The 25,870-nt window shown below is 67.5% G+C and carries 26 protein-coding genes; 10 read left to right on the forward strand and 16 right to left on the reverse strand.

The genetic code is table 11. From position 1 onward, the window contains the following. Nucleotides 1–15: 15 nt before the first annotated feature. From BM133_RS12410 to BM133_RS12440, 7 genes are read right to left on the reverse strand one after another with little or no spacing between them, the layout of a single operon-like run. The gene (locus BM133_RS12410; protein WP_093434075.1) at nt 16–996 is read right to left on the reverse strand and encodes a 2-hydroxyacid dehydrogenase; all 981 of its coding nucleotides are present in this window, start codon (nt 994–996) and stop codon (nt 16–18) included. Between the two features lies 1 nt (nt 997). Next, nucleotides 998–1,951 carry a sugar kinase gene (locus BM133_RS12415; protein ID WP_093434076.1) on the reverse strand — a complete coding sequence of 318 codons (954 nt, stop codon included), beginning with the start codon at nt 1,949–1,951 and terminating at the stop codon, nt 998–1,000. Between the two features lie 10 nt (nt 1,952–1,961). After that, a complete protein-coding gene (locus BM133_RS12420; RefSeq protein WP_093434078.1) occupies nt 1,962–2,705 on the reverse strand; it encodes a sugar phosphate isomerase/epimerase family protein in 744 nt (247 codons plus the stop codon). After that, a complete protein-coding gene (locus BM133_RS12425; RefSeq protein WP_093434079.1) occupies nt 2,705–3,460 on the reverse strand; it encodes an amino acid ABC transporter ATP-binding protein in 756 nt (251 codons plus the stop codon). Before BM133_RS12425 ends, BM133_RS12420 begins: the two co-directional genes overlap by 1 nt. A gap of 27 nt (nt 3,461–3,487) precedes the next feature. Continuing rightward, nucleotides 3,488–4,285, reverse strand: a complete 798-nt coding sequence (locus tag BM133_RS12430; protein WP_093434081.1) for a transporter substrate-binding domain-containing protein — start codon at nt 4,283–4,285, stop codon at nt 3,488–3,490. A 50-nt stretch (nt 4,286–4,335) separates the two neighbouring features. Further along, nucleotides 4,336–4,989, reverse strand: coding sequence for an amino acid ABC transporter permease (locus BM133_RS12435; protein ID WP_093434082.1), 654 nt, complete (start codon nt 4,987–4,989; stop codon nt 4,336–4,338). Between the two features lie 24 nt (nt 4,990–5,013). Continuing rightward, entirely contained in the window at nt 5,014–5,685 is a 672-nt protein-coding gene (locus BM133_RS12440) for an amino acid ABC transporter permease (protein ID WP_013540636.1), read from the reverse strand. A gap of 133 nt (nt 5,686–5,818) precedes the next feature. Between BM133_RS12440 and BM133_RS12445 the strand changes: the two genes are divergently transcribed. The 3 genes from BM133_RS12445 to BM133_RS12455 all read left to right on the forward strand — a co-directional run bounded on the left by BM133_RS12445 (nt 5,819) and on the right by BM133_RS12455 (nt 9,632). Continuing rightward, the gene (locus tag BM133_RS12445) at nt 5,819–7,549 is read left to right on the forward strand and encodes a CorA family divalent cation transporter (RefSeq protein WP_218158359.1); all 1,731 of its coding nucleotides are present in this window, start codon (nt 5,819–5,821) and stop codon (nt 7,547–7,549) included. Nucleotides 7,550–7,558: 9 nt separating this feature from the next. Beyond that, complete coding sequence (locus BM133_RS12450; RefSeq protein WP_093434084.1) at nt 7,559–8,296, forward strand: metallophosphoesterase family protein; 738 nt, start codon at nt 7,559–7,561, stop codon at nt 8,294–8,296. Between the two features lie 106 nt (nt 8,297–8,402). Next, nucleotides 8,403–9,632 carry an amino acid aminotransferase gene (locus tag BM133_RS12455; protein ID WP_093434085.1) on the forward strand — a complete coding sequence of 410 codons (1,230 nt, stop codon included), beginning with the start codon at nt 8,403–8,405 and terminating at the stop codon, nt 9,630–9,632. Here the strand turns inward: BM133_RS12455 and BM133_RS12460 are convergent. Genes BM133_RS12460 through BM133_RS12470 form a run of 3 tightly spaced genes read right to left on the reverse strand, consistent with a single transcriptional unit; the run spans nt 9,619 to nt 12,217 of the window. Then, nucleotides 9,619–10,158, reverse strand: a complete 540-nt coding sequence (locus tag BM133_RS12460; RefSeq protein ID WP_093434086.1) for a cysteine hydrolase family protein — start codon at nt 10,156–10,158, stop codon at nt 9,619–9,621. The two genes, BM133_RS12455 and BM133_RS12460, sit on opposite strands and share 14 nt — an antisense overlap. A 4-nt stretch (nt 10,159–10,162) precedes the next feature. Beyond that, on the reverse strand, nt 10,163–10,576 hold the full coding sequence (locus tag BM133_RS12465) for a hypothetical protein (RefSeq protein ID WP_093434087.1): 414 nt from the start codon (nt 10,574–10,576) through the stop codon (nt 10,163–10,165). Between the two features lie 51 nt (nt 10,577–10,627). Continuing rightward, nucleotides 10,628–12,217, reverse strand: coding sequence for an esterase/lipase family protein (locus BM133_RS12470; RefSeq protein WP_093434088.1), 1,590 nt, complete (start codon nt 12,215–12,217; stop codon nt 10,628–10,630). A gap of 208 nt (nt 12,218–12,425) precedes the next feature. Between BM133_RS12470 and BM133_RS12475 the strand changes: the two genes are divergently transcribed. Beyond that, nucleotides 12,426–13,547, forward strand: coding sequence for an MBL fold metallo-hydrolase (locus BM133_RS12475; protein ID WP_093434090.1), 1,122 nt, complete (start codon nt 12,426–12,428; stop codon nt 13,545–13,547). Here the strand turns inward: BM133_RS12475 and BM133_RS12480 are convergent. The 6 genes from BM133_RS12480 to BM133_RS12505 form a co-directional block, all read right to left on the reverse strand. Continuing rightward, complete coding sequence (locus BM133_RS12480; RefSeq protein WP_143100127.1) at nt 13,544–13,906, reverse strand: hypothetical protein; 363 nt, start codon at nt 13,904–13,906, stop codon at nt 13,544–13,546. The two genes, BM133_RS12475 and BM133_RS12480, sit on opposite strands and share 4 nt — an antisense overlap. Nucleotides 13,907–13,913: 7 nt before the next feature. Then, on the reverse strand, nt 13,914–14,099 hold the full coding sequence (locus BM133_RS12485) for a hypothetical protein (RefSeq protein ID WP_093434093.1): 186 nt from the start codon (nt 14,097–14,099) through the stop codon (nt 13,914–13,916). Further along, complete coding sequence (gene parC / locus BM133_RS12490) at nt 14,099–16,501, reverse strand: DNA topoisomerase IV subunit A (RefSeq protein ID WP_093434094.1); 2,403 nt, start codon at nt 16,499–16,501, stop codon at nt 14,099–14,101. The genes BM133_RS12485 and parC overlap by 1 nt, the downstream gene beginning before the upstream one ends. 167 nt (nt 16,502–16,668) lie before the next feature. Further along, nucleotides 16,669–17,793: a Kelch repeat-containing protein gene (locus tag BM133_RS12495; RefSeq protein ID WP_093434096.1), complete on the reverse strand. Its 1,125-nt coding sequence runs from the start codon at nt 17,791–17,793 to the stop codon at nt 16,669–16,671. An 11-nt stretch (nt 17,794–17,804) separates the two neighbouring features. Beyond that, nucleotides 17,805–18,683 (reverse strand): lytic transglycosylase domain-containing protein, encoded by an 879-nt coding sequence (locus BM133_RS12500; RefSeq protein ID WP_093434097.1) that lies wholly within the window; start codon nt 18,681–18,683, stop codon nt 17,805–17,807. Between the two features lie 23 nt (nt 18,684–18,706). Further along, nucleotides 18,707–20,695, reverse strand: coding sequence for a DNA topoisomerase IV subunit B (locus BM133_RS12505; protein WP_093434099.1), 1,989 nt, complete (start codon nt 20,693–20,695; stop codon nt 18,707–18,709). Nucleotides 20,696–20,850: 155 nt separating this feature from the next. Here BM133_RS12505 and BM133_RS12510 point away from each other — a divergent pair, with 155 nt between their 5' ends. From BM133_RS12510 to BM133_RS12530, 6 genes are all read left to right on the forward strand, one after another. Beyond that, nucleotides 20,851–22,086: an MFS transporter gene (locus BM133_RS12510; RefSeq protein ID WP_093434100.1), complete on the forward strand. Its 1,236-nt coding sequence runs from the start codon at nt 20,851–20,853 to the stop codon at nt 22,084–22,086. Nucleotides 22,087–22,103: 17 nt separating this feature from the next. Beyond that, on the forward strand, nt 22,104–22,244 hold the full coding sequence (locus BM133_RS35145; protein ID WP_177224791.1) for a hypothetical protein: 141 nt from the start codon (nt 22,104–22,106) through the stop codon (nt 22,242–22,244). Nucleotides 22,245–22,260: 16 nt separating this feature from the next. Continuing rightward, nucleotides 22,261–22,830 carry a class I SAM-dependent methyltransferase gene (locus BM133_RS12515; protein WP_093434102.1) on the forward strand — a complete coding sequence of 190 codons (570 nt, stop codon included), beginning with the start codon at nt 22,261–22,263 and terminating at the stop codon, nt 22,828–22,830. Nucleotides 22,831–22,873: 43 nt separating this feature from the next. Beyond that, the gene (gene dapA, locus BM133_RS12520; protein WP_371286337.1) at nt 22,874–23,800 is read left to right on the forward strand and encodes a 4-hydroxy-tetrahydrodipicolinate synthase; all 927 of its coding nucleotides are present in this window, start codon (nt 22,874–22,876) and stop codon (nt 23,798–23,800) included. Nucleotides 23,801–23,942: 142 nt separating this feature from the next. Further along, nucleotides 23,943–25,034: an outer membrane protein assembly factor BamC gene (bamC, locus tag BM133_RS12525; RefSeq protein ID WP_093434105.1), complete on the forward strand. Its 1,092-nt coding sequence runs from the start codon at nt 23,943–23,945 to the stop codon at nt 25,032–25,034. Nucleotides 25,035–25,039: 5 nt separating this feature from the next. Beyond that, nucleotides 25,040–25,816 carry an MBL fold metallo-hydrolase gene (locus BM133_RS12530; protein WP_093434106.1) on the forward strand — a complete coding sequence of 259 codons (777 nt, stop codon included), beginning with the start codon at nt 25,040–25,042 and terminating at the stop codon, nt 25,814–25,816. Nucleotides 25,817–25,870 lie beyond the last annotated feature (54 nt).

The raw sequence follows: 25,870 nt of genomic DNA on the forward strand, positions 1-25,870 counted from the left end.
AGAGCCGGATCGCAGTCATGCGGCGGTCGTGTCGTAGGGCGCTGTCGGCTGCTCGCCGGCCAGCACCTGCAGCAGGTTGGTCGTCGCGAGCTCGGCCATCGCGTGCCGCGTCTCGTGCGTGGCCGAGCCGATGTGCGGCAGCGGCGTCACGCGCGGGTGCGTGCGCAGCGGCGAATCGGCGGGCAGCGGCTCCTTGGCGAACACGTCGAGGCCGGCGGCACGCAGCGTGCCGTGGTCCAGCGCGTGCAGCAGCGCTTCTTCATTCACGGTGGCGCCGCGGCCGCCGTTGATGAACGTGGCACCCGGCTTCATGCGCGCGAAGAAAGCGGCGTCGATCATGCCGCGCGTGGCATCGGTCAGCGGCAGCATCGCGAGCACGATGTCGGCGCGCGCGAGCAGGTCGTCCAGCGGTGTGTGGGCCGCGCGGCCCTGCAACCCGGGCGCCTGCGTCGCCAAGTCGACCGGGCGGCGCGCGTGGTACAGCACCGGCATGCCGAAGCCCAGCGCCGCGCGCCGTGCCACGGCCTGGCCGATGCGGCCGAAACCCAGGATGCCCAGCGTCTTGCCGTGCACGTCGGTGCCGAAGAGTTCTTCGCCGATGTTCTTCGTCCAGCGGCCTTCGCGCACGAGGTTCGAGAGTTCGACGACGCGGCGCTGCGTGGCCATGAGGATCGCGAACACCGTGTCGGCCACGGTCTCGGTGAGCACGTCGGGCGTGTGGCACAGCACGATGCCGCGCTGGTGCAGTTCGGCGAGCGGGTAGTTGTCGACGCCAACCGACACGCTGGAAATCACCTGGAGCTGCGGCGCCGCATCGAGCAGCGCGGCATCGACCGTATGGCTCGAACCGATCAAACCGTTCGCGGTAGCGAGCGCGGCCGCAAAAGCCTCGGGCTCCTTGCGCGGATCGGCAACGATCACGTTGTGGGCCGGTTGCAGGCGCGCCAGTTGGTCTTCGGGCAGGGGCCGGAAAACGAGCACGTTCTTTTTCGTCATGTCAGAGCCCCGCTTCTTCGAGTTGCGCACGCGTCGGCAGGCCTTCGGTATCGCCCAGCACCTGCACCGCGCGCGCGCCGATCCAGGCGCCGCGGCGCACCGCCTCGGGCACGCTCTTGCCTTCGAGCAAGGCGCTCACCACGCCGGCAGCGAAGCCGTCGCCAGCGCCTACGGTGTCGATCACTTCCTTCACCGGGAAGCCGTCGACGCGGCCGGTGCCGGCCACGTCGCTGTCGTAGTAGGCGCCCTCGGCGCCGAGCTTCACCACCACCAGCTTCGCACCGCGCTCGCGGTAGAAGCGCGCCACCGCTTCGGGCTCGCTGTGGCCGGTGAGCAGCAGGCCCTCTTCGATGCCCGGCAGCACCCAGTCGGCACGCGAGGCGAGTTCGTTGATCCAGTGGCGCATCGTCTCGGTGGACGACCACAGCGTCGGGCGCAGGTTGGTGTCGAACGAGATGGTGCGGCCGGCCGCGCGCATCACGTCCATGGTCTTGAGCGCGGCCTGAAGGCTGGTGTCGGAAATGGCGGCGAACACGCCGGTGGCGTGCAGGTGGCGCGCCGAGCGCAGCCACGCTTCGTCCACGTCGGCCGGGCCCATCTGGCTCGCGGCCGAGCCCTTGCGGTGGTATTCGACCGGCGGGTCGCTGCCGTCGGTGACGCGGCCCTTGAACTGGAAGCCGGTGCGCTGCGTCGCATCGCAGATCACGTGCGAGCAGTCGATGCCCTCGCCCTTCATGGTCGCGAGCAGCGCGCGTGCCATCGAATCGGTGCCCAGGCGGCTGGCCCAGCCCACCTTCAGGCCCAGGCGCGAAAGGCCGATGGCCACGTTGGTCTCGGCGCCGGCGGTGCGCTTGTGGAACGCCTCTGCGTTCTCCAGCGGGCCGGGCCGGTCGGCCACGAGCAGCATCATCGCTTCGCCGAACAGGGCGACATCGAAGGCGGTGGGTTCTGTCATGTGTGTGGTTCTACGCCCGTGCGGCGCGGATGAAGTCGATTTGCGTGCGCGTGACGGCCAGCAGGTCGTCGCCCACCAGAGGGTATTCGATGGCGTGCGGCACATCGGCCGGCAGTGCACGCAGCACCGCGCGCCATGGCGCGACCGAGTCGCCCAGCGGCACCGCCACCCACTTGTGCGGCAGGCGTTGCGCGCCCTTGCAATGCACGTAGCGCACGCGGCTGCCCAGTGCCTGCGCGGCCTGCAGCGGGCATTCGCCGAGCCAGTGCCAGTTGCCCATGTCGAAGGTCATGCCGAGCGAGACGCCCGCGCGGTCGGCCACGTCGAAGAAGGTCTGCAACGCGGCGAGCGTGCCGGCGCGCACGGTCTGGTCGTTCTCGATGAGCAGCTCGACGCGGGTCTGCGAGAGTTCCACCTTCAGGCCCCAGAGCGAGCCGTGCGAAGACGCCTGGAAATCGCCGATGGCCATCTTCAGCCGCTTCGCGCCGACGCGGGTTGCAGCAGCGATGCCGCGCTTGAGCGCCGCGCTGTCGAGCCAGCCGCCCTCGGCCCACAGGCCTTCGTGACTGGAGTAGACGGACGCGAGCCCGTTCAACGCCGGCAGTTCCGCATCCGCATCGCGCAGCATTTCGCCGCGCACTTCGACCGAATCGGCGCCCGCGGCGCGCGCAAGCTGCGAGCACCAGAGCTGGCCGTGCCGCCCCACCTCGGCCGCGCCGAAGGACGACAAGGAAATCAAGACCTCGAAGGACATCAATGCGCCTGGTGGGAACTGAGGATCTGGCCGAGGAACTGGCGCGTGCGCTCGTCCTTCGGGTTGCCGAAGAATTCTTCGGGCGGCGCCTGTTCGACGATCTTGCCTTCGGCCATGAAGATCACGCGGTCGGCCACGCTGCGGGCAAAGCCCATCTCGTGCGTCACGCACAGCATGGTCATGCCGTCTTCGGCCAGGCCGATCATGGTGTCGAGCACTTCCTTGACCATCTCGGGGTCGAGCGCCGAAGTGGGCTCGTCGAACAGCATGATCTTGGGCGACATGCAGAGCGCGCGCGCAATCGCCACGCGCTGCTGCTGGCCGCCCGAGAGCTGGCTCGGGTACTTCCTGGCCTGCTCGGGAATGCGCACGCGCGTGAGGTACTTCATCGCCACCTCCTCGGCCTCGGCCTTCGTCATGCCGCGCGAGCGCATCGGCGCGAGCGTGCAGTTCTCCAGGATGGTGAGGTGGGGGAACAGGTTGAACTGCTGGAACACCATGCCGACTTCGGCACGCACCGCGTCCACGTTCTTGCCACCGGCCGTGAGGTCGATGCCGTCGACCACGATGCGGCCCTTCTGCACCGTCTCCAGCCGGTTGATGCAGCGAATGAGCGTCGACTTGCCCGAGCCCGAGGGCCCGCAGATCACGATGCGCTCGCCCTGGCGCACCGACAGGTCGATGCCGGTCAACACCTGGAATTCACCGTACCACTTGTTGACCGCTTCCATGCGGATGATCGATTCCGTCGTCATGCCAGGGATTCCTTCAAGCGCTTTCGCTTATTGCATCTTCGGCAGGTCGGCCTGCAGCCACTTTTGATAGAGCTTGTTCAGCTCGCCGTTGGCGGTGTTCTTCGCAACGAATTCGTTCACTGCCTTGGTCAGCTCTTCCTGGCCCGGACGCATCGCGATGCCCATCGATTGCTGCACCAGCGTGAACTTGTTTTCGTAGGTGCCAGCGGGCACGCGCTTGGCAATCTGCGCGGCCACGGTGACCGAGCAGCCGATCGCATCGACCTGGCCCGAGATCAGCGCCTGCATGGCCGAGGCGTCGTCGTCGAAGCGGCGGATCTCGGTGCCTTCGGGTGCGGCCTTGGTCACGGCCACGTCTTGCGTCGAAGCGCGGGCCACGCCCACGCGCAGGCCCTTCAGGTCGCCTGCGGCCTTGATGGGGGTCTTGGTCGCGCCGTACAGCACGATGGTCGCGGCCGCATAGGGCTGCGAGAACTGCACCTGCTTGGCGCGCTCGGGCGTCACGGCCAGCGAGGCGACCAAGAGGTCGACCTTGTTGGTCAAGAGGAAGGGAATGCGGTTCGGGCCCGTGACCGGCACGATGTTGGCCTTCACGCCCCAGTCCTTGGCCAGCAGCTTGGCCACGTCGGCGTCGTAGCCGTCGGGCTGGTTCTTCGCATCGGTGGTGCCGTAGGGCGGAAAGTCGACCAGCATGCCGATGGTGATCTCGCCCTTCTTCTTGATGTCGGCCACGCTTTGCGCCGAGGCGAAAGGTGCGAACACGGTCAATGCGGCGCCGAGGCCGAGGGCTGCGAGCGCTGCGCGGCGGGTGGTGGTACGGGTCATGGGATGTGTCTCCTGGATAAAGGAAGGAAGCGACGGGAAAAACAAAAGGGTCAGCGTGCGAGCGCCTGGGCGCGCTTGCGCTCCATGCGCGCTGCGAGCAGCGAGAGCGGCCAGCAGATCACGAAGTAGATGGCCGCCACCACCGAGAACACGACGAGCGGCTGGAAGGTGGCGTTGTTGATGATCTGCCCCGCGCGGGTGATCTCGGTGAAGCCGATGATGGCCGCGAGCGACGTGCCCTTGATGATCTGCACCAGATAGCCCACTGTGGGCGCCAGCGCGATCTTGAAGGCCTGCGGCAGCACCACGTCGCGCATGCGGGCCACGTACTTGAGGCTCAGCGCCTCGGCCGCTTCCCACTGGCCGCGCGGAATGGCTTCGATGCAGCCGCGCCAGATCTCCCCGAGGAAGGCCGCGCTGTTGAGGATGAGCGCCACGCCCGCGGCGATCCACGGGTTGATGTCCAGCCCCAGCACCGGTGCGCCGAAGAAGATGAGGAACAGTTGCAGCAGGAGCGGCGTGCCCTGGAAGATCTGGATGAACGTCGTCGACACGCCGCGCGCCCAGGTCGATTCGGACGTGCGCATGAGCGCGACGACGAGCCCCAGCGCCGCGCCGCCGATGAAGGCGATGAGCGACAGCGCCAGCGTCCACTGGGCCGCTTCGAGGATGAAAAGGAATTCGGGAAAGCCGAAGGTACGCATGTTGTGTTGCTCCGTTCGGTGCGACTACCGGCGGTCCGGGTAGTTGAGTGTGCGCTTGTAGATCAGCTTGAACATCGCCGAGAAGGCCAGCGCCAGCGCCAGATAGATGGCGGCCACCACGATGTAGATCTCGAAGCTGCGGAAGGTCTGCGACTGCAGGTTGGCGGCCACCGAGGTCAGGTCGTCGGCCGAGATCACCGACACCACGGCGGAGCTCAGCATCAGGAGGATGAACTGGCTCGTGAGCGCCGGGTAGATGGCCTTCAGCGCGGGCTTGATGATGACGAAGCGGAAGATTTCCCAGGGCTTCAGGTTGAGCGCCCGGCCCGCCTCGATCTGCCCCTTGGGAATCGACTCGATGCCCGCGCGGATGATCTCCGTGGCATAGGCGCCCAGGTTCACCACCATGGCCACCAGCGCGGCCGTCTGCGGCGACCAGCGCAGCCCGATGGCCGGCAGCGCGAAGAAGAAAAAGAACAGCTGCACGAGGAACGGCGTGTTGCGGATCACCTCGATGTAGGCATTGACGATGAAGCGCAGCCACCCCGGCCCCGAGGTCTTGCCCCAGGCGCAGAAGATCGCGACCACGAGGCCCAGCACCGTCGCGATGAGCGAGAGCTGGACCGTGATCCACGTGCCCTTGAGCAGCAGGGGCCAGGCAGCGAAGACGGCGTCGAATTGAAACTGGTAGTTCATGGTGCGGCGTGCACGAAGGCCGTGCACGTGCCTCGAAAAGCAATGCTTGCAGCTTATATGAAACCGGTTTCAGACCTGACTAGGGATTCCCCTAGGTGGGCGTTTTGACCTACCTTCTGCCTACACTGGCGCGATGCTGAACCCACCCGCGGCCACCCTGCCCACAGAGGCGAATGCGCTCCCATCCGGAGCCCTGGGAGTCCCGGGAGCCCCGGGCGCTCCCGTCGTCCAGCATTTCAGGCAGGCGCTGCTCTGGCCGCTGCGGCTGATGCCCTCGCCCGATGCCAGGCACACGCACCACGGCCCCTGGCAGGTGCTGCGCGACATGGGCGATGCGTCTCCCTGGCGCGAAGAGGTCGACGAATACACCGGCGACAGCAGCCGCTTCCACGAGCGGCACTACAACGAGTTCGTGAGCTTCCTGCCCTATGTGCAGCGCTTCCTTTATGGCGAAGGCCGCTCGCGCACCAAGGGCGACGATTCGGCATCCGGAAGCGATGGCGATTCGCCGATGCGCATCTTCCGCCGCCACGACATCGCGTCCGTGCGCGTGGTGTCGCAGCCCGGCGATGCGCCCATCACGCTCGATGTGGTGCACTGCGATCTCTACTTCTTCTTCGACATCGACGTGGTGTTGCTCAACCTCGAAGTCGGCGTGAACCACGTGAGCCTCGCGCAGGCGCAGGACATCCTCTATCGTTTCGGCCGCGCCTACCCCTCGGGCTGGGAGCCCGACGGCTCGGCGCTGCATTGCATGGCGAGCGTCGAGTGGCTGGGCGCCGACGGCCGCGTGCTCGCGAGCTCCGATGCGCAGCAGCGCGAGAGCTTTCTCTCGCACGTGGCGCAGCACCGCGCGCCGCGCATCTCGTCGCACTGGGCCTACCTGATGCAGCCGCTGGTGAGCGACCATTCCGACGAACCCGGCGCGCTGCGCTACCGCCAGATCGAGTACTACCGCATGCCGGTGATGGCGTACCTCTCGATGGACGATCCGCGCCGCCTCACGCGCGACGACTTCGTGCGGCTCGCGCTGGTGACGGGCGCGGGCGCCACCGATGCCCACCTGCCCTACGCCGACCACCACCTCGCGGACTTCGAGCACAAGTACTGCTACGACCGTTTCTGGGTCGACGCCGGCGCAGCGCCCAACACGCGGTACCTCTGCAACGGCCACGCGCTCGTCGTGGTGGGCGATGCGCACTCCGATTTCTTCTGCTGCCGCGACCGCGGCGTGCTCGCGCAGTTCAGGCACCAGCACTTCCTGCTGTTCCTCATCGCGCATTTCCAGAAGGCGTCGCTCCTGATGTTCTCGGACCAACTGGTCGAGGCGCTCAAGAAGCTGGACATCCGCAGCACGCCGAGCGTGAAGCAGTTCAAGCGCGCGATCCGTTCGAGCTTCGAGCGGTTCCTGCGCTTCACGCACCGCTACTGGTTCCACGAGATCTCCGAGCAGGCGCAGGTGCGCGCGCTCTCGCACATGTGCGCCGCGCACCTGGGGCTCGATCCGCTGTACGACGAGGTCAAGTCGCGCATCGCCGACATGAACACCTACCTGGATGCCGACAGCCTGCGCCGGCAGGCCAGCACCGTGGTGCGGCTCACGGTGGTCACGCTGTTCGGGTTGATCGGCACCATCACCACCGGCTTTCTCGGCATGAACCTGCTGGCCGAAGCCGACGCGCCGCTGTGGCGCAAGGCGATCTGGTTCGGCGTGGTGTTCGTGGCGACGACGTGGCTCACGATCTACACGATGGTGAAGTCGCAGCGGCTGTCGGACTTCATCGATGCGCTGTCGAACGACCGGCTGGGGTTTCGCGGAAAGCTGGCGGCGCTGGCGCGGGTGTGGCGGCCGGGGGCGGATTAGAGTCTGCCGATGCGCATCGCCCTCGTCTCCGACATTCACGGAAATCTCCCCGCACTCGAAGCCGTGGTCGAGGACATCGAACGCCGCGGCGTGGACGCCATCGTCAACCTGGGCGACAGCCTCTCGGGTCCGTTGATGCCGCTGGAGACCGCGCAGTTCCTGATGGCGCAGGACTGGGTACAGCTTGCCGGAAACCATGAGCGCCAATTGCTCACCGTGCCTGCGGACAGGCGCGGCGCGTCCGATGCGTTCGCGCACGCACGACTCGGCGTGAAGGAATTTGCCTGGATCGCATCGCTGACGCACACACACCGCCTCAGCGCAGATGTGCTGCTGTGTCATGGCACGCCGGCGAGCGATCTCGAATACTTCCTGGAGACCGTGGCGCCCGACGAGTTCCGCGCAGCCACGCAGGCCGAGATCGATGCACGGACCAGCGATGTCGATGCGGCGCTGGTCGCCTGCGGGCATACGCATGTGCCGCGCGTGGCGCGTGCGTCCGGCGGGCAACTGATCGTCAACCCCGGCAGCGTCGGCCTGCCGGCCTATGACGACATCCACCCCTATCCGCACGCCGTCGAAACCGGCTCGCCCCATGCGCGCTATGCCATCGTCGAGCAGCGCGACGGCGGCTGGAGCGCCAGGCTGGTGGCCGTTCCGTACGATCACACCGCGATGGCGAAACTGGCGCTGGAGAACGGGCGGCCCGATTGGGCCCATGCACTTGCCACCGGGCGCATGCCCTAGCGCTGCAACGCGCGTTCCGGACGATCGGTTCCCATTTCCGGCGCCACGGAGGTTGAGCGTTCGGGTGCTGCAAGCAAAACTCGCTCGCACCACAGGAGCCTCCTCGATGTTCAACAACCTTCCCGACTACGTCGAGGACCCGATCCTGGGTCTGTTCGATGCCTACCGCGCGGATGTACGCACGCGCAAGGCGAATCTCGGCATCGGCATCTACTGCGGCGAGGACGGCCGCGTGCCCGTGCTGGCCTCGGTGCGCGCGGCACGCGAGCGCATCGATGAAACGGCGCCCAGCATCTACCTTCCCACCGAGGGCCTGCAGGGCTATCGCAACGCGGTTCGCGAACTCGTGTTCGGTGGCGCAACGGCAGACCTGCAGGACCGGGTGGTCACGATACAGGCGGCCGGCGGAACGGGCGCGCTGCGCGTCGGTGCCGAGTTTCTCGCGAGCACGAACGCCAGCCCCAGGGTCTGCATGCCCGACCCGACATGGGTCAACCACCAGGCGATCTTCCAGGCCGCGGGCTTCGAGGTGTCGCACTGTCCGTACCGCACGCCGAAGGGGCGCTTCGACATCGACGGCACCCTGGCGGCCCTGAACGCCCTGCCCGCCGAAACCGTCGTGCTGCTCCACCCCTGCTGCCACAACCCGACGGGCATCGACCCGTCACGCGAAGAATGGGCCCGGCTGCTGGACGCGATGGCGCAGCGCGCATTGCTCCCCTTCTTCGACATGGCCTACCAGGGCTTCGCCGAAAGCCTGGACGACGACGCATGGGCCGTGCGCGAGTGCGTGCGGCGTGAAATCCCGTGCCTCGTGGCGAGCTCGTATTCGAAGAACTTCTCGCTGTACGGAGAGCGCGTCGGCGCGCTGAGCATTCATGCGCCCGGCCTCGAAGCGGCCAAGGTCCTGGGACAGCTCAAGGTGGTGGTCCGCCGCAGCTATTCGTGTCCGCCTGCGCATGGCGCGGCGCTTGTGGCCACCGTGCTGCAGGACGCGCCACTGCATGCGCAATGGCGTGCCGAGCTGGACGGCATGCGCCAGCGGATGCTGGGCGTGCGCGCTTCGTTGCATGCCCTGCTCACGAGAGAACTGCCGGACGCCGATCTCTCGTTTCTCCTGCAGCAGCGCGGGATGTTCAGCTATTCGGGGCTGTCGGATGCGCAGATCGACCAGCTGCGCAGCAGGCACGGTGTGTATGTCGTGTCGTCCGGCCGCGTCTGCATCGCGGGCATCAACGCATCGAACCTCGCGCAGGTGTGCGAGGCGCTTGTCGATGTGATGGGGCGCGCCGTCCACGCAGGGCCTGCGAAGGACGCCGGGTTCAATCCCCGGTGAACGCGATCTCCGCGCTCGCGACTGCGCCGATGCGCACGCCGAAGCTCGTGATGTCCGAGAGCGTCGCGTTGTGGTGCGCGCGGATGAAGGCGCCGGTGGCATGCGGCTTGTCGTGCGAGGTGTGCGCATCGGCCGCGAGCACCACCTCGTAGCCGAGCGCTGCGGCGCGGCGGGCGGTGGTGTCCACGCAGAACTCCGACGAATAGCCGCAGACCACCACGCGTCGCACGCCCTGCCCCATGAGCCATGCGTCGAGCGGCGTGCGCAGGAAGGAATCGGGCGTGGTCTTGCGGATTTTCGTGTCGGCCGCATCGATGTCCAGTGCATCGGCGAGCTGCCAGCGTTCGGAATCGAATTCCAGGTCGACCGCGTTCTCGTGCTGGATGAAGGCCACCGGCGCGCCGGCGGCGCGGGCACGTTCGGTGAGCGCGTTGATGCGCTGGATCACTTCCTGTGCCTCGTGGGGCCGCGGTGGGTCGTCGCAAAGACCGCGCTGCACGTCGATGACCAGGACCGCAGTTTTCATGGCGCTAGAAGGCAAGGCCCTTGACCGACCAGAGGATGGCGCCGGACAAGAGCGTGGAGATGAGTGCGACGACGGCGCTGGCACCGAACGAGGTGCCGATGCCGATCTGGAAGCCCAGCGTGTAGGCCACGAACAGCGCCACCATCGCCAGCAGCGCCGGCGTGCCGTTCACGTGGTGAATGCCTGCCGCGGCGAAGAAGCTCATGTAGGCCAGCAGGGCCAGCGCCACGAACAGCGAGGCATAGAACACCGACTTGAACGACTCGCCCAGCGTCGGCGACACGCCCGCCACCACCTGCGCCGATATCTTCACCACCACCGTCACGAACAGCACCAGCGCACAGACCGCGATCGTGAGCTTGAGCGGCGCCATGAAGGCGAAGAAGACGAACGCGCCGATGAAGAGGAGGTAATGCATGTGAGGTGCGATTGTGGGGCTTGCGGGGCCACGCCCCCCCGGGCCGCGGCCTCAGCTCCAGGCGCTCACCTCCAGCCGCACCTTGCCGGTGATGCCGGGCGCACCCGGTCCCGCGCCCAGGCTGGAGAGCGGCACGATGAACTGCTGCTTGCCGCCGGCCAGTTGCCTCGGGCTCATCGGCAGCGACGCCTGCCCTGCGGTGTCGGTCTGCCAGCCGTATTTGACGTTCCAGTTCTGCGCCGCATCGTCGGGCGTGGGCGGCGCGATCTCGATGATGAGCGTGTCGCGAAAGAGCGAGCTGCCTTCGTAGTGCCCGTCGAGCCAGAACTTCTTGTTCACCTGGTAGTCGGGCACGCGCACGCCCAGCGTCATGGCGTAGGCGAGCGTCGGGCGGTCCTGGTTGACGCGGGCCTTGTTGGCCAGGAACACGGTCGAGAGATAGATCGAGCGGCGCTCGGGTTTCTTCGGATCGGTCAGCTCCTTGTGCGTGCGGCAGGCGGGCGAGTCTTCCTCGGCCACGCGACGACTGAGGTACCAGCGCTTGCCGCGGGGCGCGGCCAGGAGCTCGACCTGGTAGAGCGCATCGACGTCGGCGTCCTTGGGCAGGTCGGGCGGCAGCGTCACGCCGTCGACGTCGAACCAGAGGTCCACCCGCACGTCGCCGAAGAGAAAGCGCACGAGGTTCTGGTAGGCCTCCTCGGAGTTGACGATGCCGAAGTAGCCCGAGTGAGAACGAAAGGCGTAGGCGGTGGCCACGGGCTGTGTCTTCTTGTTCGCGTCGATGGACCAGAGCGAGGCGTTCTCGATGCGCACCAGCCCGTCGCTGCCGTGGCCCGCGAACATGCGCGAGAGCCCCTTGGCGGTTTCGTAGTCGCCGCGGTTGGAGCCGACCATGCAGAAGAAGCGCTCGGCCGGAAAGGCCGTGGCCGGCAGGTAGTCCATGCGGCCGTCGATGGCCGGCGTCGCGAGGAACTCGGACATCTTCTCGCGGTTGAAGGTGTTCATCTCGTTGGCCGTGAGCCAGGCCGGGATGTTGACGCCGCCCATGTCGATGCCGTTGTGCGGCGTGGCATAGGTGAACACCTTGTCCACGCAGGCGCGCGCCGCGGGGTCGCCCAGCGCCGGGTTCTGCAGGAAGGCGCGCACCACCAGCCCGCCCATCGAATGCGCCACCAGGTAGCAGCGGAAGTCGGCTGCGGCGGCCGCGCCTTCGCGCTGCGCCACGAGATCGCGCACCCGCAGGATCAGCTTGCTCAAACCCTGCGCGTAGAACTTGATGTTGCGCGACTTGCCATCGCCCAGGAGTTCCGAGCCGGTGTCGTAGTAGCGGTAGATGATGACCGAGGCCGAAGGGATGCCGTCCACGTCCTTGCCGGTCTCGTCGGGCGAGGGCTTCCAGTCGTCGTCCAGGATGTCCAGGCCGTTCTGGTAGACGCTCTGGTACTGGAAGTCGGCCAGGAGGCGCACCACCGGCGACTCGAAGACGAACTTCTGCGCGGGCGCGTCCTTCTTGACGGTGGCGCGGTAGACCGTGGAGCCGACGTTGAAGCCGCAGAACGGATCGGCCGCGGTCTCGTCGCGCTCGGATTCGGTCATGGCGTAGCCACGCACGTAGATGATGGGATAGCGGTTGCCGCTCATGTGTATCGCCTTCTCATGGCCCGTGAAGGGCCCGAGTGTGCCGGGGCTGGGCGCGGCGTGCCATAGAACGCACGGCATAGGGACAGGCCCGGCGCCCCACGCCGGATATTCCCCTGCCAGCCGAATGTTTCTGTGGCTGAAACCATTGAAACATGCGCCCGGGATAGTCTCGCGCCACCCAACAAACACACGTCCAGAGGTGCTTCCAATGACTGACGACTCGGCTTCGCAGGGGTCCTACCTGCCCCAACTCCTGCGCCGGGGCACGGCGCTCGCCGCGGCCGGCTGCGCCTTCGTCGCGGGCTGCAGTGCCGCCGGAGGCGGTGAGGCGCGCTACGAGAACTCGCCGCAGTTCCGGGACGGCGTCTTCCAGAACATGGCCAACCCCGACGAGAAGCCCTCGGCCAGCGCCTGGCGCATCTGGTCGCGCTTCATCGTCGGCAGCAAGGTCGACACGGTGCCGGTCGATGCGATCCCGGTGCGTGAAATCAGCGCGAAGGACCTGGACGCGCTCGACGCCAAGGCCAACCACGTGGTGCGCCTGGGCCACTCGTCGCACCTGCTCAAGCTGCGCGGCAAGTACTGGCTGATCGACCCGGTGTTCAGCGAGCGCGCATCGCCCGTGCAGTGGGCCGGCCCGAAGCGCTTTCACAAGCCGCCGCTCACGCTCGCGCAACTGCCGCCCATCGAGGGCGTGATCCTCTCGCACGACCACTACGACCATCTGGACGTGGCGACCATCGAATACCTCTCGAAAAGCGTGAAGCGCTACTTCGTGCCGCTGGGCGTGCGCTCGCGGCTGGTGGTGATGGGCGTGCCCGCGGAACGCGTGACCGAGCTGGACTGGTGGCAGGACGCCGAGCACGACGGCGTGAAGCTCACCGCCACGCCGGCGCAGCATTTCTCGGGCCGCACGCTCTCGGATCGCGGCCGCACGCTGTGGGCCTCATGGGTGGTGCAGAGCGGCGAGCAGCGCATCTTCTACAGCGGCGACTCGGGCTACTTCCCCGGCTTCAAGCAGATCGGCGAGCGCTTGGGCGGCTTCGACCTGGCGCTGATGGAAAACGGCGCCTACGACGCCTACTGGCCCGGCGTGCACATGACGCCCGAGCAGAGCGTGCAGGCCTTCGAGGACCTGCGCGGCAAGGTGTTCTTCTCGGTGCACAACAGCACCTTCGACCTGTCCTTCCACACCTGGCACGACCCGCTGGACCGCATCGCGGCCCTCACCGAAGCCAGGAAGATCGAACTGGCGACGCCGGTGATCGGAGAGGTGGTGACGGTAGGGCAGGCGCGGACGAACACGCGGTGGTGGCAGGGGCTGCGCTAGCCTGGCCCGCTTTCTGCCAGTCGGTTCGTCGTCGGTTCGGCGACAGGGAGCGATTGTTCGACGTAGCCGTGCTTCAGCAGATCGGCAACGAGCCACTTCTTGCCGAACCATCCGAACAGGAACATGAGCACGGCGTACCCGAGCAAGCCGGCGATCGCCACCAGGGCCGCGCCCGAAGAGCGATAGGCGTCGATCGAGAATTTCGTGAACGCGCCACCTAGAAGGGCAAAGCCGAAGGGGCGCCACAGCCCTTCGGAAATCGCCCACAGCATGGGAAGAAGAAACGCGAACCACGAGAAGCCCGGCCGGACGGTTCTCGTCTTGCCGCCGCGATGGGTCAGCAGGAGGGTCGCGGCCACTTGCGCCTCAACGCTCGCGCCGCTCGCGCGCCCGGCGCACCTGCCGGGTCTCGATGGCCTGCGCCGCGGCGCGGTCCTTCTCGCGCCGCTTGGCGGCGCGCTTCATCCGGAAGTGCCGGCCCACCAGGAAGCTGGCAAGGCCGGTCACCACGGCGATGAACAGGCCGATGACGCTGATGTCGATGCCGCCCATCACAGCACCCGCACGATGCTGGCCGGCTTGAAGCCCAGGTCGGCCGCCTTGCCCTTGCGCGCACGGGTGCCGCGCGCGTTGTTGAGGGTGCGGATCTCCAGCGTCTCGTCGCGCTCCTTGCCGCCGCGGCCGATGCCCTCGATCTTCACGCTGCGCGTGTAGGCCGCGGCACCCGCGAGGGTGTCCTTGGGCTCCAGGTCGATCAGCGTGAGGCCGCGGCCGCCCTTGGGCAGGCTCTTGAGCTCGGCGATGTCGAAGGTGAGGATGCGGCCGCCGGTCGAGGCGCAGGCCACATGCGTGGCGGCCGGCATCGGCTCGGCGCCGCTCGCGCCGCCCACCAGCGAAGGACGGCAGAGCTGTTCGCCCTCGCCCACGTCGATGAAGGCCTTGCCGCCGCGCTGGCGCGACATCATGTTCTCGACCGTGGCGATGAAGCCGTAGCCGCCGGTATTGGCCAGCAGCACGCTCGCGCCCACCGGGCCCGCGAAGAAGTGCGTGACGTGCGTGCCGGCGTCGAGCTCGACCAGCGTGGTGACCGGTTGCCCGTCGCCGCGCGCGCCGGGGAGCGACGCCACGGGCACGGTGTAGACGCGCACCGATTTGTCCTTGGAAGAGCCGAAGACCAGCAGCGTGTCGACGCTGCGGCATTCGAAGGCGCCATAGAGCGCATCGCCGGACTTGAAGCTGTACTCGGGGGTCGAGGAACCATTGTTTCCATTGGCCGCCTTCTCGCTCGCCCAGCCCTTCTGCGCGCGCACCCAGCCCTTCTGCGACACGATCACGGTGACGGGTTCGTCCACCACCTTCACTTCGGCCACGGCGCGCTTTTCGGCTTGAATGAGCGTGCGGCGCGGGTCTTCGAAGGTCTTGGCATCGGACTCGATTTCCTTGATCAGCAGGCGGCGCAGCGTGGCGGGGCTGCCCAGGATGTCTTCGAGCTTCTTCTGCTCCGTGCGCAACTCGTCGAGCTGCTGCTGGATCTTGATGCCCTCGAGCCGCGCAAGTTGGCGCAGCCGGATTTCAAGGATGTCTTCCGCCTGCACATCGCTGAGGTTGAAGCGCGCGATGAGCGCCGCCTTCGGATCTTCCGCGGTGCGGATGATCGCAATCACCTCGTCGATGTTCAGCAGCACCAGCTGCCGGCCTTCCAGGATGTGGATGCGCTCGAGCACCTTGTTCAGGCGATGCCGCGAGCGCTTCTCGACGGTGATCTCGCGGAAGGCGATCCACTCGGTGAGCATCTGGCGCAGCGACTTCTGCGTGGGCTTGCCGTCGATGCCCACCATCGTGAGGTTGATCGACGAGGAGGTCTCCAGCGAGGTCTGCGCGAGCAGCGTGGTGATGAACTCTTCCTGGCTGATGCGCGAGGTCTTGGGCTCGAACACCAGGCGCACGGCGGCGTCCTTGCTCGATTCGTCGCGCACCACGTCGAGCACCGAGAGCATCGCGGCCTTCAGTTGCGTCTGGTCGGCCGAGAGCGCCTTCTTGCCGGCCTTGACCTTCGGGTTGGTGATTTCCTCGATCTCCTCGAGCACCTTCTGCGTGCTCACGCCGGGCGGCAGCTCGTTGACCACGAGCTGCCACTGGCCGCGCGCGAGGTCTTCGATCTTCCAGCGCGCGCGCACCTTGAGCGAGCCGCGGCCGGTGCGGTAGGCATCGGCGATGTCGCTCGCGCCGCTGATGATCTGCGCGCCGCCCGGGTAGTCGGGGCCGGGCACGATCGCCAGGAGTTCTTCTTCGCTCAGCTTGCCGTTCGACTTGATGAGCGCCACGCAGGCGTCGGCGATTTCGCGCAGGTTGTGGCTGGGGATTTCGGTGGCCAGGCCGACCGCGATGCCGCTTGCGCCATTGAGCAGCGTGAACGGCAGCCGCGCGGGCAGCAGGCGCGGCTCCTCGGTGCTGCCGTCGTAGTTGGGAATGAAATCGACCGTGCCTTCGTCGATCTCGTCGAGCAAGAGGCTGGTGATGCGGGCGAGACGCGCCTCGGTGTAGCGCATGGCCGCGGCGCCGTCGCCGTCGCGGCTGCCGAAGTTGCCCTGGCCGTCGACCAGCGGATAGCGCTGCGAGAAGTCTTGCGCCATGCGCACCAGCGCGTCGTAGGCGGCCTGGTCGCTGTGCGGATGGAAGCGGCCGAGCACGTCGCCGACCACGCGCGCGCTCTTGACGGGCTTGGCGCCCACGGTGCCGTTGGTCCCGCCGAACCCCAGGCCCATGCGCGACATCGAGTACAGGATGCGCCGCTGCACCGGCTTCTGGCCGTCGGACACATCGGGCAGCGCGCGGCCCTTGACCACGCTGAGCGCGTATTCGAGGTAGGCGGTCTGTGCGTAGTCGGCCAGCGTGAGGGTGGTGTCGCCGTCGGTGGGACCTGCAAGGTCGAGCGGGGGTTGGGAGTCGTCCATGAAGAAGAAAGGAAAGTAAAAAAGAAAACCGATGGCAACTCAATCCTGCACGTGGCCGTATCCAATTTCAGAAACACCGTGGAACCGGCTTTGCCGGGCCACTGGTGTTGCCCCCTGCAAGGGGGTTGGCGAAGCGACACGAAGTGCGCGAAGACTGGGGGTGAGCGTCATCCTTCCAGGGTGAAGGCCTCGTGCACCGCGGACTGCACGGCACCGCCGAGCACCGCGCCGCCGCCGGCCACGTAGATGAAGTCGCCGATCACCGCGGCACCGACGGCATGGCGCGGCGTGGTCATCGGGGCATGGCGCTGCCAGGTGTCGTCCACGGGATCGTAGCTTTCCATCTGGCCGAACACCTTGGCCTGGCGCGGCACGCCACCCACCAGGAAGCCGCCCTCCCCGCCCATGGCGAAGAAGCGGCCCCGGTACACCACAAGGCCATGGCCCGAGCGCGCGGTGGGAAGCGGCGAACGCAGCTCCCAGGTGTCGCGCGTGGGCAGGTAGACGTGGTGCAGGTCGGTGTTGTATTCGAAGGTGTTGAAGCGCCCGCCGATCACGTGGATCTGGTTGCCGTGCGAGACGCAGCCCACATGGTCGCGCGCCCCGGGCAGCGGCTTGCGCGCCGTCCAGCGGTCGGCCTTCGGGTCGTAGACCTCGTGCCAGCCGACGCTCGCGCGCTCGGCCGCGGGCTCCGAGGCGCCGCCGATCAGGTGCAGCGAGCCGCCGAGCATCACCGCAGCCGCCGCCCCGCGCGGACGCGGCAGCGGCGCAATCGCGGTCCAGCGGTTGGCGGCGATGTCGTAGACGTAGGCATGGGTGTCCGAGCGGCGGTTCTGCTCGACGAAGCCGCCGAGCGCGTAGACCCTGCCCTCTTCGGCCGTCACCGCGACGTGGTTGGCACCGCGCGGCAGCGGCGCGCCGTCGAGCCAGCGGTCGGCTTTCGGGTCGTAGATGTGGTGGTAGTCGCGGTTGACCGCGCCTTCGCCGTAGCCGCCGACGACGTGCATGCGGCCCATGGCGGCAGTCGCCCAGGCCATTTCGCTGCGCGGGATCGGCAAGGCCGCGCGCGCCATCCAGCGGCCCTGCGGACCGGCCGGCGCGGGGCTGTCGGTGACGCGCTGCGATTCCTGCTCGGGCGTCATGTGGTGCGGCACGCCGCCCTGCAGGCGCGCGTAGGGTTCTTTCGACGAAGGCGCTGCCGGCAGCGTGTCGTGCGTGGCCGCATGCTGGGCGCGCGCGGCGCCGGTCACCGCGCAGGCGGCGGTCGCGAGGACGAAGCTTCGACGGTGCATGGCGGGCTCCTTCAGGACACGGGCGGCTCGACCGCGCTGGCCGGCACCTGCGGTTGCTCGGGAATGTCGGGCATCGCGGGCATGCCGCCGGGCGAATCGGGCGGCATGTTGCCACGGCCCAGCGCCCCGCCCTTGGGCACCACCAGCTCCATGCGGATGCGGCCCGGCGTCTTGCCGCCCCGCGCGCCGCCGCCACCCGTCGCCACCGAGGGCTTGAGGTAGGCGTACAGCTGCAGCACGGTCTGCACGTAGTTCTGCGTTTCCTTGTAGTTCGGGATCTTGTTGCCCGCGCGCTGCACCGCGCCCTCGCCCGCGTTGTAGGCGGCCAGCGCCAGTTCGATCTGTCCGGGGAACATCGCGATCAGGTCGCGGAGATACCGCGACCCCGTTGCGATGTTGATGCGCGGGTCGAACAGTTTCTTCTCGATGGTGGTGCGCTTGTCCGCCGCGACGCCGTAGCGCTGCGCGGTCGCGGGCATGAGTTGCATGAGGCCCATCGCGCCCTTGGGCGAGACGGCCTGCGCGTCGAAGCCCGATTCGGTGGCGATCAGCGCCTGCAGCAGTTCGTAGTCGATCGAATGCTTGTTCGATGCATCGCGCAGCGCCGACTTGGCGGTCTTGTAGCTGGGCGAGGCTTCGAACAGCGCGAGCAGGGTCTGCGACGCGGGCGGCACCCTGCCGTCCAGCTTGCGCCCGTTGCGCCCGAGCGGCGAGATGCCCTGCGCCGTGTCGAAACTCTGGCCGCCGCGAAAGAAGATCTGGTAGCGCTCGTCGATCTTCTCGGAGGCGAAGTGCGCGACGCCCTTGCTGTCGATGTACCCGTAGATATCAGCGGCGTGCGCCAGCCCCTGCTGCAAGCACAGCAGCAAGGCCAACAGCAACGCACGCATGAGATCTGGAAGGGTCACGGGGGTCAAACATCGATGTCGACGTCGTCGGCGCGCAGTTCCATCAACTCGCGCCGGGCGGCCGCTTCGCCCTTGCCCATGAGCTTGGTGATCTCGCCCTGGGTGGATGTGAAGTCGAAGCGTCCCAGCTGCACCTTCATCAGGCGCCGGGTATCCGGATTGAGCGTGGTTTCCCACAATTGTTCCGCGCTCATCTCGCCCAGGCCCTTGAAGCGGCTGATGCTCCAGGCGCCTTCGCGCACGCCGTCCTTGCGCAGTTTGTCCAGCGTGGCGGTCAGTTCGCCCTCGTCCAGCGCGTAGACCTTGGAGGCCGGCTTCTTGCCGCGCGCGGGCGCATCGACCCGGAACAGCGGCGGCTTGGCGACATACACGTGGCCGGTTTCGATGAGTTTCGGAAAGTGGCGGAAGAACAGCGTGAGCAGCAGCACCTGGATGTGCGAGCCGTCCACGTCGGCATCGGAGAGGATGCAGATCTTTCCGTAGCGCAGGCCGCTCATGTCGGGCGTGTCGCTGGGGCCGTGCGGATCGACGCCCACGGCCACCGAGATGTCATGGATTTCGGTGTTGGCGAAGAGCCGGTCGCGCTCCACTTCCCAGGTGTTGAGCACCTTGCCGCGCAGCGGCAGGATGGCCTGGCTTTCCTTGTCGCGGCCCATCTTGGCGCTGCCGCCGGCGGAATCGCCCTCGACCAGGAAGACTTCGTTGTGGCTGATGTCCTTGCTCTCGCAGTCGGTCAGCTTGCCGGGCAGCACGGCCACGCCGGAGCCCTTGCGCTTCTCGACCTTCTGGCCGGCGCGCTGGCGGGTCTGCGCGGCCTTGATGGCCAGTTCGGCCAGCCGCTTGCCGTAGTCGACGTGCTGGTTGAGCCAGAGCTCCAGTGCCGGACGCACGAAGCTGGACACCAGCCGCACCGCGTCGCGCGAATTCAGCCGTTCCTTGATCTGGCCCTGGAACTGCGGATCGAGCACCTTGGCGCTGAGCACATACGAAGCACGCGCGAACACGTCCTCGGGCAGGAGCTTCACGCCCTTGGGCAGCAGCGAGTGCAGCTCGATGAAGCCCTTCACGGCGGTGAAGAGGCCGTCGCGCAGGCCGCTCTCGTGCGTGCCGCCGGCGCTGGTGGGAATCAGGTTGACGTAGCTCTCGCGCACCGGCTGGCCGTCTTCGGTGAAGGCCACGCACCAGTCGGCGCCCTCGCCTTCGGCGAAGTTGTCGGCGTTCTTGTCGGCGTGGCCGCTGCCTTCGAAGAGGGGGATCACCGGGTCGCCGTTGAGCGTCTGCATGAGGTAGTCGCTCAGGCCCCCCTTGTAGAGCCACTGCTGCGTGTCCTTGGTCTTCTCGACGGTGAGCGTGACGCTCACGCCGGGCATCAGCACGGCCTTGCTGCGCAAGAGGTGGGTGAGCTCGCCCATGGGAAGCGCGGCGGTCTCGAAGTACTTGGCGTCGGGCCAGGCGCGCACCGTGGTGCCCTGCTTGCGCTCGCCGGCCTCGAGCTTGCGGATCTGGAGCGCCTCGATCACGTCGCCGCCGCTGAAAGCCAGCCTGGCGATGGAGCCTTCGCGATGGGTGCTGACCTCCAGGCGCTTGGACAGCGCATTGGTCACCGACACGCCCACGCCGTGCAGGCCGCCCGAGAAGCTGTAGGCGCCGCCCGAGCCCTTGTCGAACTTGCCGCCCGCGTGCAGCCGGGTGTAGACCAGCTCGATCACGGGGGCCTTTTCTTCGGGGTGCAGGCCGAACGGAATGCCGCGGCCGTCGTCTTCGATGCTCACCGAGTTGTCGGCGTGCAGCGTGACCTTGATCTTCTTGCCGTAGCCGGCCAGCGCCTCGTCGGCGGCATTGTCCAGCACTTCCTGGATGACGTGCAGGGGGTTGTCGGTCCGGGTGTACATGCCCGGGCGCTGCTTGACGGGCTCGAGGCCCTTGAGCACGCGGATGGAGCCTTCCGAGTAGCCGGAAGCGGAATCTGAGGAGGTCTTGGGGGAAGTCGCCATGGGGGCGGATTGTAGTCAGTCGCCGCCAAACAACTGGATACCCATACAGCAGGCGCTTTGATGCCGGATGCGCATTGAAACGGCCCCGATAAATCATCAATGCCTTTGGCCGCCCGCCCGCCTGCCGCAGCACGCAAGTGGCTACATTCGACGCCATGCAAGCTCCCACGCCCGCCCTCTCGCCCACCCTCTCCATTAGGCAGGTGCTGTTCTGCGGCGCCATGATCGTCACGCTCTCGATGGGCATCCGCCACGGCTTCGGCCTCTGGCTGCAGCCGATCACGCAGACGCAGGACTGGAGCCGGCAGACCTTTTCCTTCGCGCTGGCGATCCAGAACCTCTCGTGGGGCATCTTCGGCGTGTTCGCGGGCATGCTGGCCGACCGCTTCGGCGCGTTCCGGGTGCTGATCGGCGGTGCGATCTTCTACGGGCTGGGGCTGCTGGGCATGGCGCATTCGCCGACGCCACTGCTGTTCACGCTGAGCGCGGGCGTCCTGATCGGCGCGGCGCAGGCGGGCACCACCTATGCGGTGATCTACGGCGTGATCGGGCGGCAGATTCCGGCCGAGCGGCGCTCCTGGGCGATGGGCGTGGCGGCGGCGGCCGGCTCGTTCGGCCAGTTCCTGATGGCGCCCATCGAGGGGCGCCTGATCGGCCACCTGGGCTGGCAGACCGCGCTGGCGGTGCTGGCCGTGCTGGTGCTGGTGATCGTGCCCCTGGCCTTCGGCCTGCGCGAGCCGCAGCGCGAGGCACTGGCCGGACACCGCGACCAATCGGTGCTGCAGGCGGTGGGCGAAGCCTTCCGCTACCCCAGCTTCGGCCTCCTGATGGCGGGCTATTTCGTCTGCGGCTTCCAACTGGCCTTCATCGGCATCCACATGCCGACCTACCTGCGCGACCGGAGCCTGTCGGCCGACGTGGCCGGCTACGCGCTGGCGCTGATCGGGCTCTTCAATGTGTTCGGCACCTACACGGTCGGGCTGCTGGGGCAGACGCTGGCCAAGCGCAAGATCCTCGCGGCGATCTACTTCGCGCGGGCGGTGTCGATCGCGCTGTTCCTGATCGTGCCGATCTCGCCGGTCAGCGTCTACGTGTTCTCGGCGGCGATGGGCTTCCTCTGGCTCTCGACCGTGCCCGCGACCAACGCGATCGTGGCGGGCATCTTCGGGGTGGCGCACCTGTCGATGTTGAGCGGCTTCGTGTTCCTGAGCCACCAGGTCGGCTCGTTCCTGGGCGTGTGGCTGGGCGGCTACCTGTACGACACCACCGGCAGCTACGACATCGTCTGGTACATCGCGATCGCGCTGGGCGTGTTCGCGGCACTGATCAACCTGCCGGTCAAGGAGCACGCCATCGCCCGCGAGTCCGGGCCGGCGGCGGTGCCGGGCTGATTGCGGACAATCGGACCATGACCCCGCAGATGCGCCATCACCTCGCACACGCCGGCTGGCTCGCGGCCGTGCTGGCGGCGCTGGGGGGCGTCTTCATGCTCTATACGCATCCGGAATTTCTCGTGACGCTGGTCGACCAGGTGTGGTCGTGTTTCTGAGGCGGGTCGATCTGCCATGAAAGATGCAGCGCCGTCGCACGGCTCGGGTGCGCCTTCGGAATGGATCGTGCGCTGGTCGCACCTGCTGGCCGGCGACGCGACCGTGCTGGACGTGGCCTGCGGCTCGGGCCGGCATATGCAGTGGTTTGCCGGACGCGGGCATTCGGTCACGGGCGTCGACCGGTCGCCGGAAGCCATCGAGGCAGCAGGCGCCTTCGGCCGGACCGTCACCGCCGATATCGAGTCCGGCCCTTGGCCCTTCACCGGCCAGACTTTCGGCGCGGTGGTCGTCACCAACTACCTGTGGCGCGCCCGCATGACCGACATCGTGGCTGCCGTGGCCCCCGGCGGCGTGCTGCTCTACGAGACCTTCGCCGCGGGCAACGAGACGGTGGGCAAGCCATCGCGGGCCGACTTCCTGCTGCGGCCCGGCGAGTTGCTGGCCGCCTGCCGGGATCTGCGCGTGGTGGCCTACGAAGACGGGTTCCTTGCCGAACCGGCCCGCTTCGTGCAGCGTATTGCCGCCATCCGCCCGCCGGCACCCGTGGCCGGCCAGCCCCTGCGCGCCCTCCTGAAGGGAAACTGAGGGGACAGGGCCGGCCGACTTGGCGGCCCCCGGAGTAAGTAGAATCGGCGCTTTCGTCCACCGACAAAGAGATTCCCCCTTGGAGCAACTGACAGGCAGCATCGTCGCGCTCGTCACGCCGATGCACGACGACGGCAGTGTCGACTACCCCGCCCTGCGGCGACTCATCGACTGGCACATCGACGAAGGCACCGACTGCCTTGGCGTGGTCGGCACCACCGGCGAATCGCCGACGGTCGACGTGGAAGAGCACTGCGAAATCATCCGCGTCTCGGTCGAGCAAGCCAAGGGCCGCGTGCCCGTGATGGCCGGCTGCGGCGCCAATTCGACGAAAGAAGCGATCGAGCTGGCCAAGTTCGCCAAGGGCGTGGGCGCCGATTCGCAGCTGCAGGTCGTGCCCTACTACAACAAGCCGACGCAAGAAGGCCAGTACCAGCACTTCAAGGCGATCGCCGAGGCCGTGGGCGACCTGCCCATCGTGCTGTACAACGTGCCCGGCCGCACCGTTGCCGATATGGCGCACGACACCGTGCTGCGCCTGGCACAGGTGCCCGGCATCATCGGCATCAAGGAAGCCACCGGCAACATCGAACGCGCCCAGTGGCTCATTCGCGACCTGCCCAAGCGCTTTGCCGTCTATTCGGGCGACGACCCGACCGCCGTCGCGCTCATGCTCTGCGGCGGCCAGGGCAACATCAGCGTCACGGCCAACATCGCGCCGCGCAAGATGCATGAACTGTGCGTGGCGGCGCTTGCCGGCGACGTGAAGCGCGCCATGCAGATCCAGTTCGAGCTCATGCCGCTGCACCGCAACCTGTTCGTCGAACCCAATCCGATTCCGCTCAAGTGGGCCATGGCCCGGCTCGGCCTGTGCGGCGGCGCCTTGCGGCTGCCGCTCACCGAACTCGGCGAAGCGAGCCGTCCGGCGGTCGAAGGCGCCCTGCGCGCCACCGGCCTGCTCAAGAACTGAGCCCCACCCCCAACACACGCCTGCGATCCGCTTTTTCCCTGGCCGCAACAAGGTTAAGCAACCTTTTGCCCGAACTGTGCTCAGAGATGGCGGGCACTGCGGCCCACAGATTGACCGAACCATTCCAACAAGGAAGACGACGTTGAAGAACCTTTCGCAACTTTCGCGATATGCACTGCTGGCTACTCTCGTTGCCAGCCTCGCCGCCTGCTCCGTGCTCGAGAGCGACAAGATCGACTACAAGAGCGCCGGCAAGGCCCCGACGCTCGAAGTCCCGCCCGACCTGTCGCAGCTCTCGCGCGACAACCGCTACGCGGTGCCCGGCGGCGCAGTCACCGCCAACGCATACCAGGCCGGCGTCGCGAACGCACCGGGTGTTCCCACCGCCGTCTCCAACATCGGCGACGTGCGCATGGAGCGCGCGGGCACGCAGCGCTGGATCGTCGTCAACCGCACGCCCGACCAGCTGTGGGACCCGGTGAAGGACTTCTGGCAGGAAAGCGGCTTCCTGCTGACCACCGAGCAGCGCAACCTGGGCATCATGGAAACCGACTGGGCCGAGAACCGCGCCAAGCTGCCGCAGGACATCATCCGCGGCACGCTGGGCAAGCTGGTCGACTCGGTCTACTCGACCGGCGAACTCGACCGCTTCCGCACCCGCATCGAACGCACGACGAACGGCACCGAGATCTTCATCAGCCACCGCGGCATGCAGGAGGTCTACAACAACTCGCGCCAGGACCAGACCGTCTGGCAGCCGCGGCCGAGCGACCCTGAGCTGGAGACCGAGTTCCTGCGCCGCCTGATGGTCAAGCTGGGCGTCTCGCAAGAGCAGTCGAAGATCCTGGCCGCCACCTCGGCACCCGCCAAGACCGCCACCATCGCCAGCGTGGGCAACCAGCCCGTGGTGCAGATCAGCGAAGGGTTCGATCGCGCATGGCGCCGCGTCGGCCTGGCCCTGGACCGCACCGGCTTCACCGTGGAAGACCGCGACCGCAGCGCCGGCGTCTATTTCGTGCGCTACGTGACGCCGAACCCCGAGAGGAAGGAAGAAGGCTTCTTCGGCAAGCTGTTCAGCAGCTCGTCCAAGGACGAAAAGCCGATCAAGTTCCGCATCCTCGTGAAGAGCCAGGGCGAATCGACCACCGTCTCGGTGCTCAATGAAGCTGGCGCGCCGGAGTCTTCCGCCAACGCGCAGCGCATCGTCAAGGTCATTGCCGACGACCTGAAGTAACCCGCATGCTCCGCTTCCGAAGCCTCGGCAGCGGCAGCACGGGCAACGCCGCGCTGGTCGAAGCGACCAGCGGCGGCCGCACCTCCCGGCTCCTGGTCGACTGCGGCTTCGGCATCCGGCAACTCGATCAGCGGCTGGCCCAGGCGGGCCTCGCCGCCGGCGATATCGACGCCATCTTCATCACCCACGAGCACGGCGACCACATCGGCTGCGCTCACACGCTCTCGCGGCGCAACCGCATTCCCGTCTGGATGAGCGAAGGCACCTGGCTCGCCACGGGCGGACGTGATTTCGAAGGCAGGCTGAACCTGGCGCGCGACGATGCGGAATTCGCCGTCGGCGACATCAGCGTGCAGCCCTTCACCGTGCCGCACGATGCGCGCGAGCCGCTGCAGCTGCGCTGCACCGACGGCGCACGCACGCTCGGCGTGCTGACCGACCTGGGGCACGCGACGGCACACGTCCTGAATCGCCTGAGCGGCGTGCATGCGCTGCTGCTCGAGTTCAACCACGACAGCGACCTGCTGGCCAGCTCGGCCTACCCGCCCTTCCTCAAGATGCGCGTGGGCGGCAACTACGGGCACCTGTCGAACGCGGCGGCAGCGGACATCGCGCGCGCGGTGCGCCACGACGGCCTGCGCCACGTGGTCGCGGCGCACCTGAGCGAGCAGAACAACCGGCCCGACATCGTGCGGCGCCTGATGGCCGAGGCACTGGGTGGCCATGAGGCGGAAATGCTTACCGCCACGGCCGCCGAGGGCTCGCCCTGGCTGGATGTCTGACCGCCACCTGACCTACAGACGGTCCCCGTAGAAAAGCCGCCCTGGGGCGGCTTT

It is taken from the genome of Variovorax sp. 770b2 (genome assembly GCF_900115685.1).
Lineage (GTDB): Bacteria > Pseudomonadota > Gammaproteobacteria > Burkholderiales > Burkholderiaceae_C > Variovorax.

What these genes read in the sequence shown, in the direction of transcription:
- BM133_RS12410 (WP_093434075.1), bottom strand. Translation starts at nt 996, where the DNA reads ATGACGAAAAAGAACGTGCTCGTTTTCCGGCCCCTGCCCGAAGACCAA.
- BM133_RS12415 (WP_093434076.1), bottom strand. Translation starts at nt 1,951, where the DNA reads ATGACAGAACCCACCGCCTTCGATGTCGCCCTGTTCGGCGAAGCGATG.
- BM133_RS12420 (WP_093434078.1), bottom strand. Translation starts at nt 2,705, where the DNA reads ATGTCCTTCGAGGTCTTGATTTCCTTGTCGTCCTTCGGCGCGGCCGAG.
- BM133_RS12425 (WP_093434079.1), bottom strand. Translation starts at nt 3,460, where the DNA reads ATGACGACGGAATCGATCATCCGCATGGAAGCGGTCAACAAGTGGTAC.
- BM133_RS12430 (WP_093434081.1), bottom strand. Translation starts at nt 4,285, where the DNA reads ATGACCCGTACCACCACCCGCCGCGCAGCGCTCGCAGCCCTCGGCCTC.
- BM133_RS12435 (WP_093434082.1), bottom strand. Translation starts at nt 4,989, where the DNA reads ATGCGTACCTTCGGCTTTCCCGAATTCCTTTTCATCCTCGAAGCGGCC.
- BM133_RS12440 (WP_013540636.1), bottom strand. Translation starts at nt 5,685, where the DNA reads ATGAACTACCAGTTTCAATTCGACGCCGTCTTCGCTGCCTGGCCCCTG.
- BM133_RS12445 (WP_218158359.1), top strand. Translation starts at nt 5,819, where the DNA reads ATGCTGAACCCACCCGCGGCCACCCTGCCCACAGAGGCGAATGCGCTC.
- BM133_RS12450 (WP_093434084.1), top strand. Translation starts at nt 7,559, where the DNA reads ATGCGCATCGCCCTCGTCTCCGACATTCACGGAAATCTCCCCGCACTC.
- BM133_RS12455 (WP_093434085.1), top strand. Translation starts at nt 8,403, where the DNA reads ATGTTCAACAACCTTCCCGACTACGTCGAGGACCCGATCCTGGGTCTG.
- BM133_RS12460 (WP_093434086.1), bottom strand. Translation starts at nt 10,158, where the DNA reads ATGAAAACTGCGGTCCTGGTCATCGACGTGCAGCGCGGTCTTTGCGAC.
- BM133_RS12465 (WP_093434087.1), bottom strand. Translation starts at nt 10,576, where the DNA reads ATGCATTACCTCCTCTTCATCGGCGCGTTCGTCTTCTTCGCCTTCATG.
- BM133_RS12470 (WP_093434088.1), bottom strand. Translation starts at nt 12,217, where the DNA reads ATGAGCGGCAACCGCTATCCCATCATCTACGTGCGTGGCTACGCCATG.
- BM133_RS12475 (WP_093434090.1), top strand. Translation starts at nt 12,426, where the DNA reads ATGACTGACGACTCGGCTTCGCAGGGGTCCTACCTGCCCCAACTCCTG.
- BM133_RS12485 (WP_093434093.1), bottom strand. Translation starts at nt 14,099, where the DNA reads ATGGGCGGCATCGACATCAGCGTCATCGGCCTGTTCATCGCCGTGGTG.
- parC (WP_093434094.1), bottom strand. Translation starts at nt 16,501, where the DNA reads ATGGACGACTCCCAACCCCCGCTCGACCTTGCAGGTCCCACCGACGGC.
- BM133_RS12495 (WP_093434096.1), bottom strand. Translation starts at nt 17,793, where the DNA reads ATGCACCGTCGAAGCTTCGTCCTCGCGACCGCCGCCTGCGCGGTGACC.
- BM133_RS12500 (WP_093434097.1), bottom strand. Translation starts at nt 18,683, where the DNA reads ATGCGTGCGTTGCTGTTGGCCTTGCTGCTGTGCTTGCAGCAGGGGCTG.
- BM133_RS12505 (WP_093434099.1), bottom strand. Translation starts at nt 20,695, where the DNA reads ATGGCGACTTCCCCCAAGACCTCCTCAGATTCCGCTTCCGGCTACTCG.
- BM133_RS12510 (WP_093434100.1), top strand. Translation starts at nt 20,851, where the DNA reads ATGCAAGCTCCCACGCCCGCCCTCTCGCCCACCCTCTCCATTAGGCAG.
- BM133_RS35145 (WP_177224791.1), top strand. Translation starts at nt 22,104, where the DNA reads ATGACCCCGCAGATGCGCCATCACCTCGCACACGCCGGCTGGCTCGCG.
- BM133_RS12515 (WP_093434102.1), top strand. Translation starts at nt 22,261, where the DNA reads ATGAAAGATGCAGCGCCGTCGCACGGCTCGGGTGCGCCTTCGGAATGG.
- BM133_RS12530 (WP_093434106.1), top strand. Translation starts at nt 25,040, where the DNA reads ATGCTCCGCTTCCGAAGCCTCGGCAGCGGCAGCACGGGCAACGCCGCG.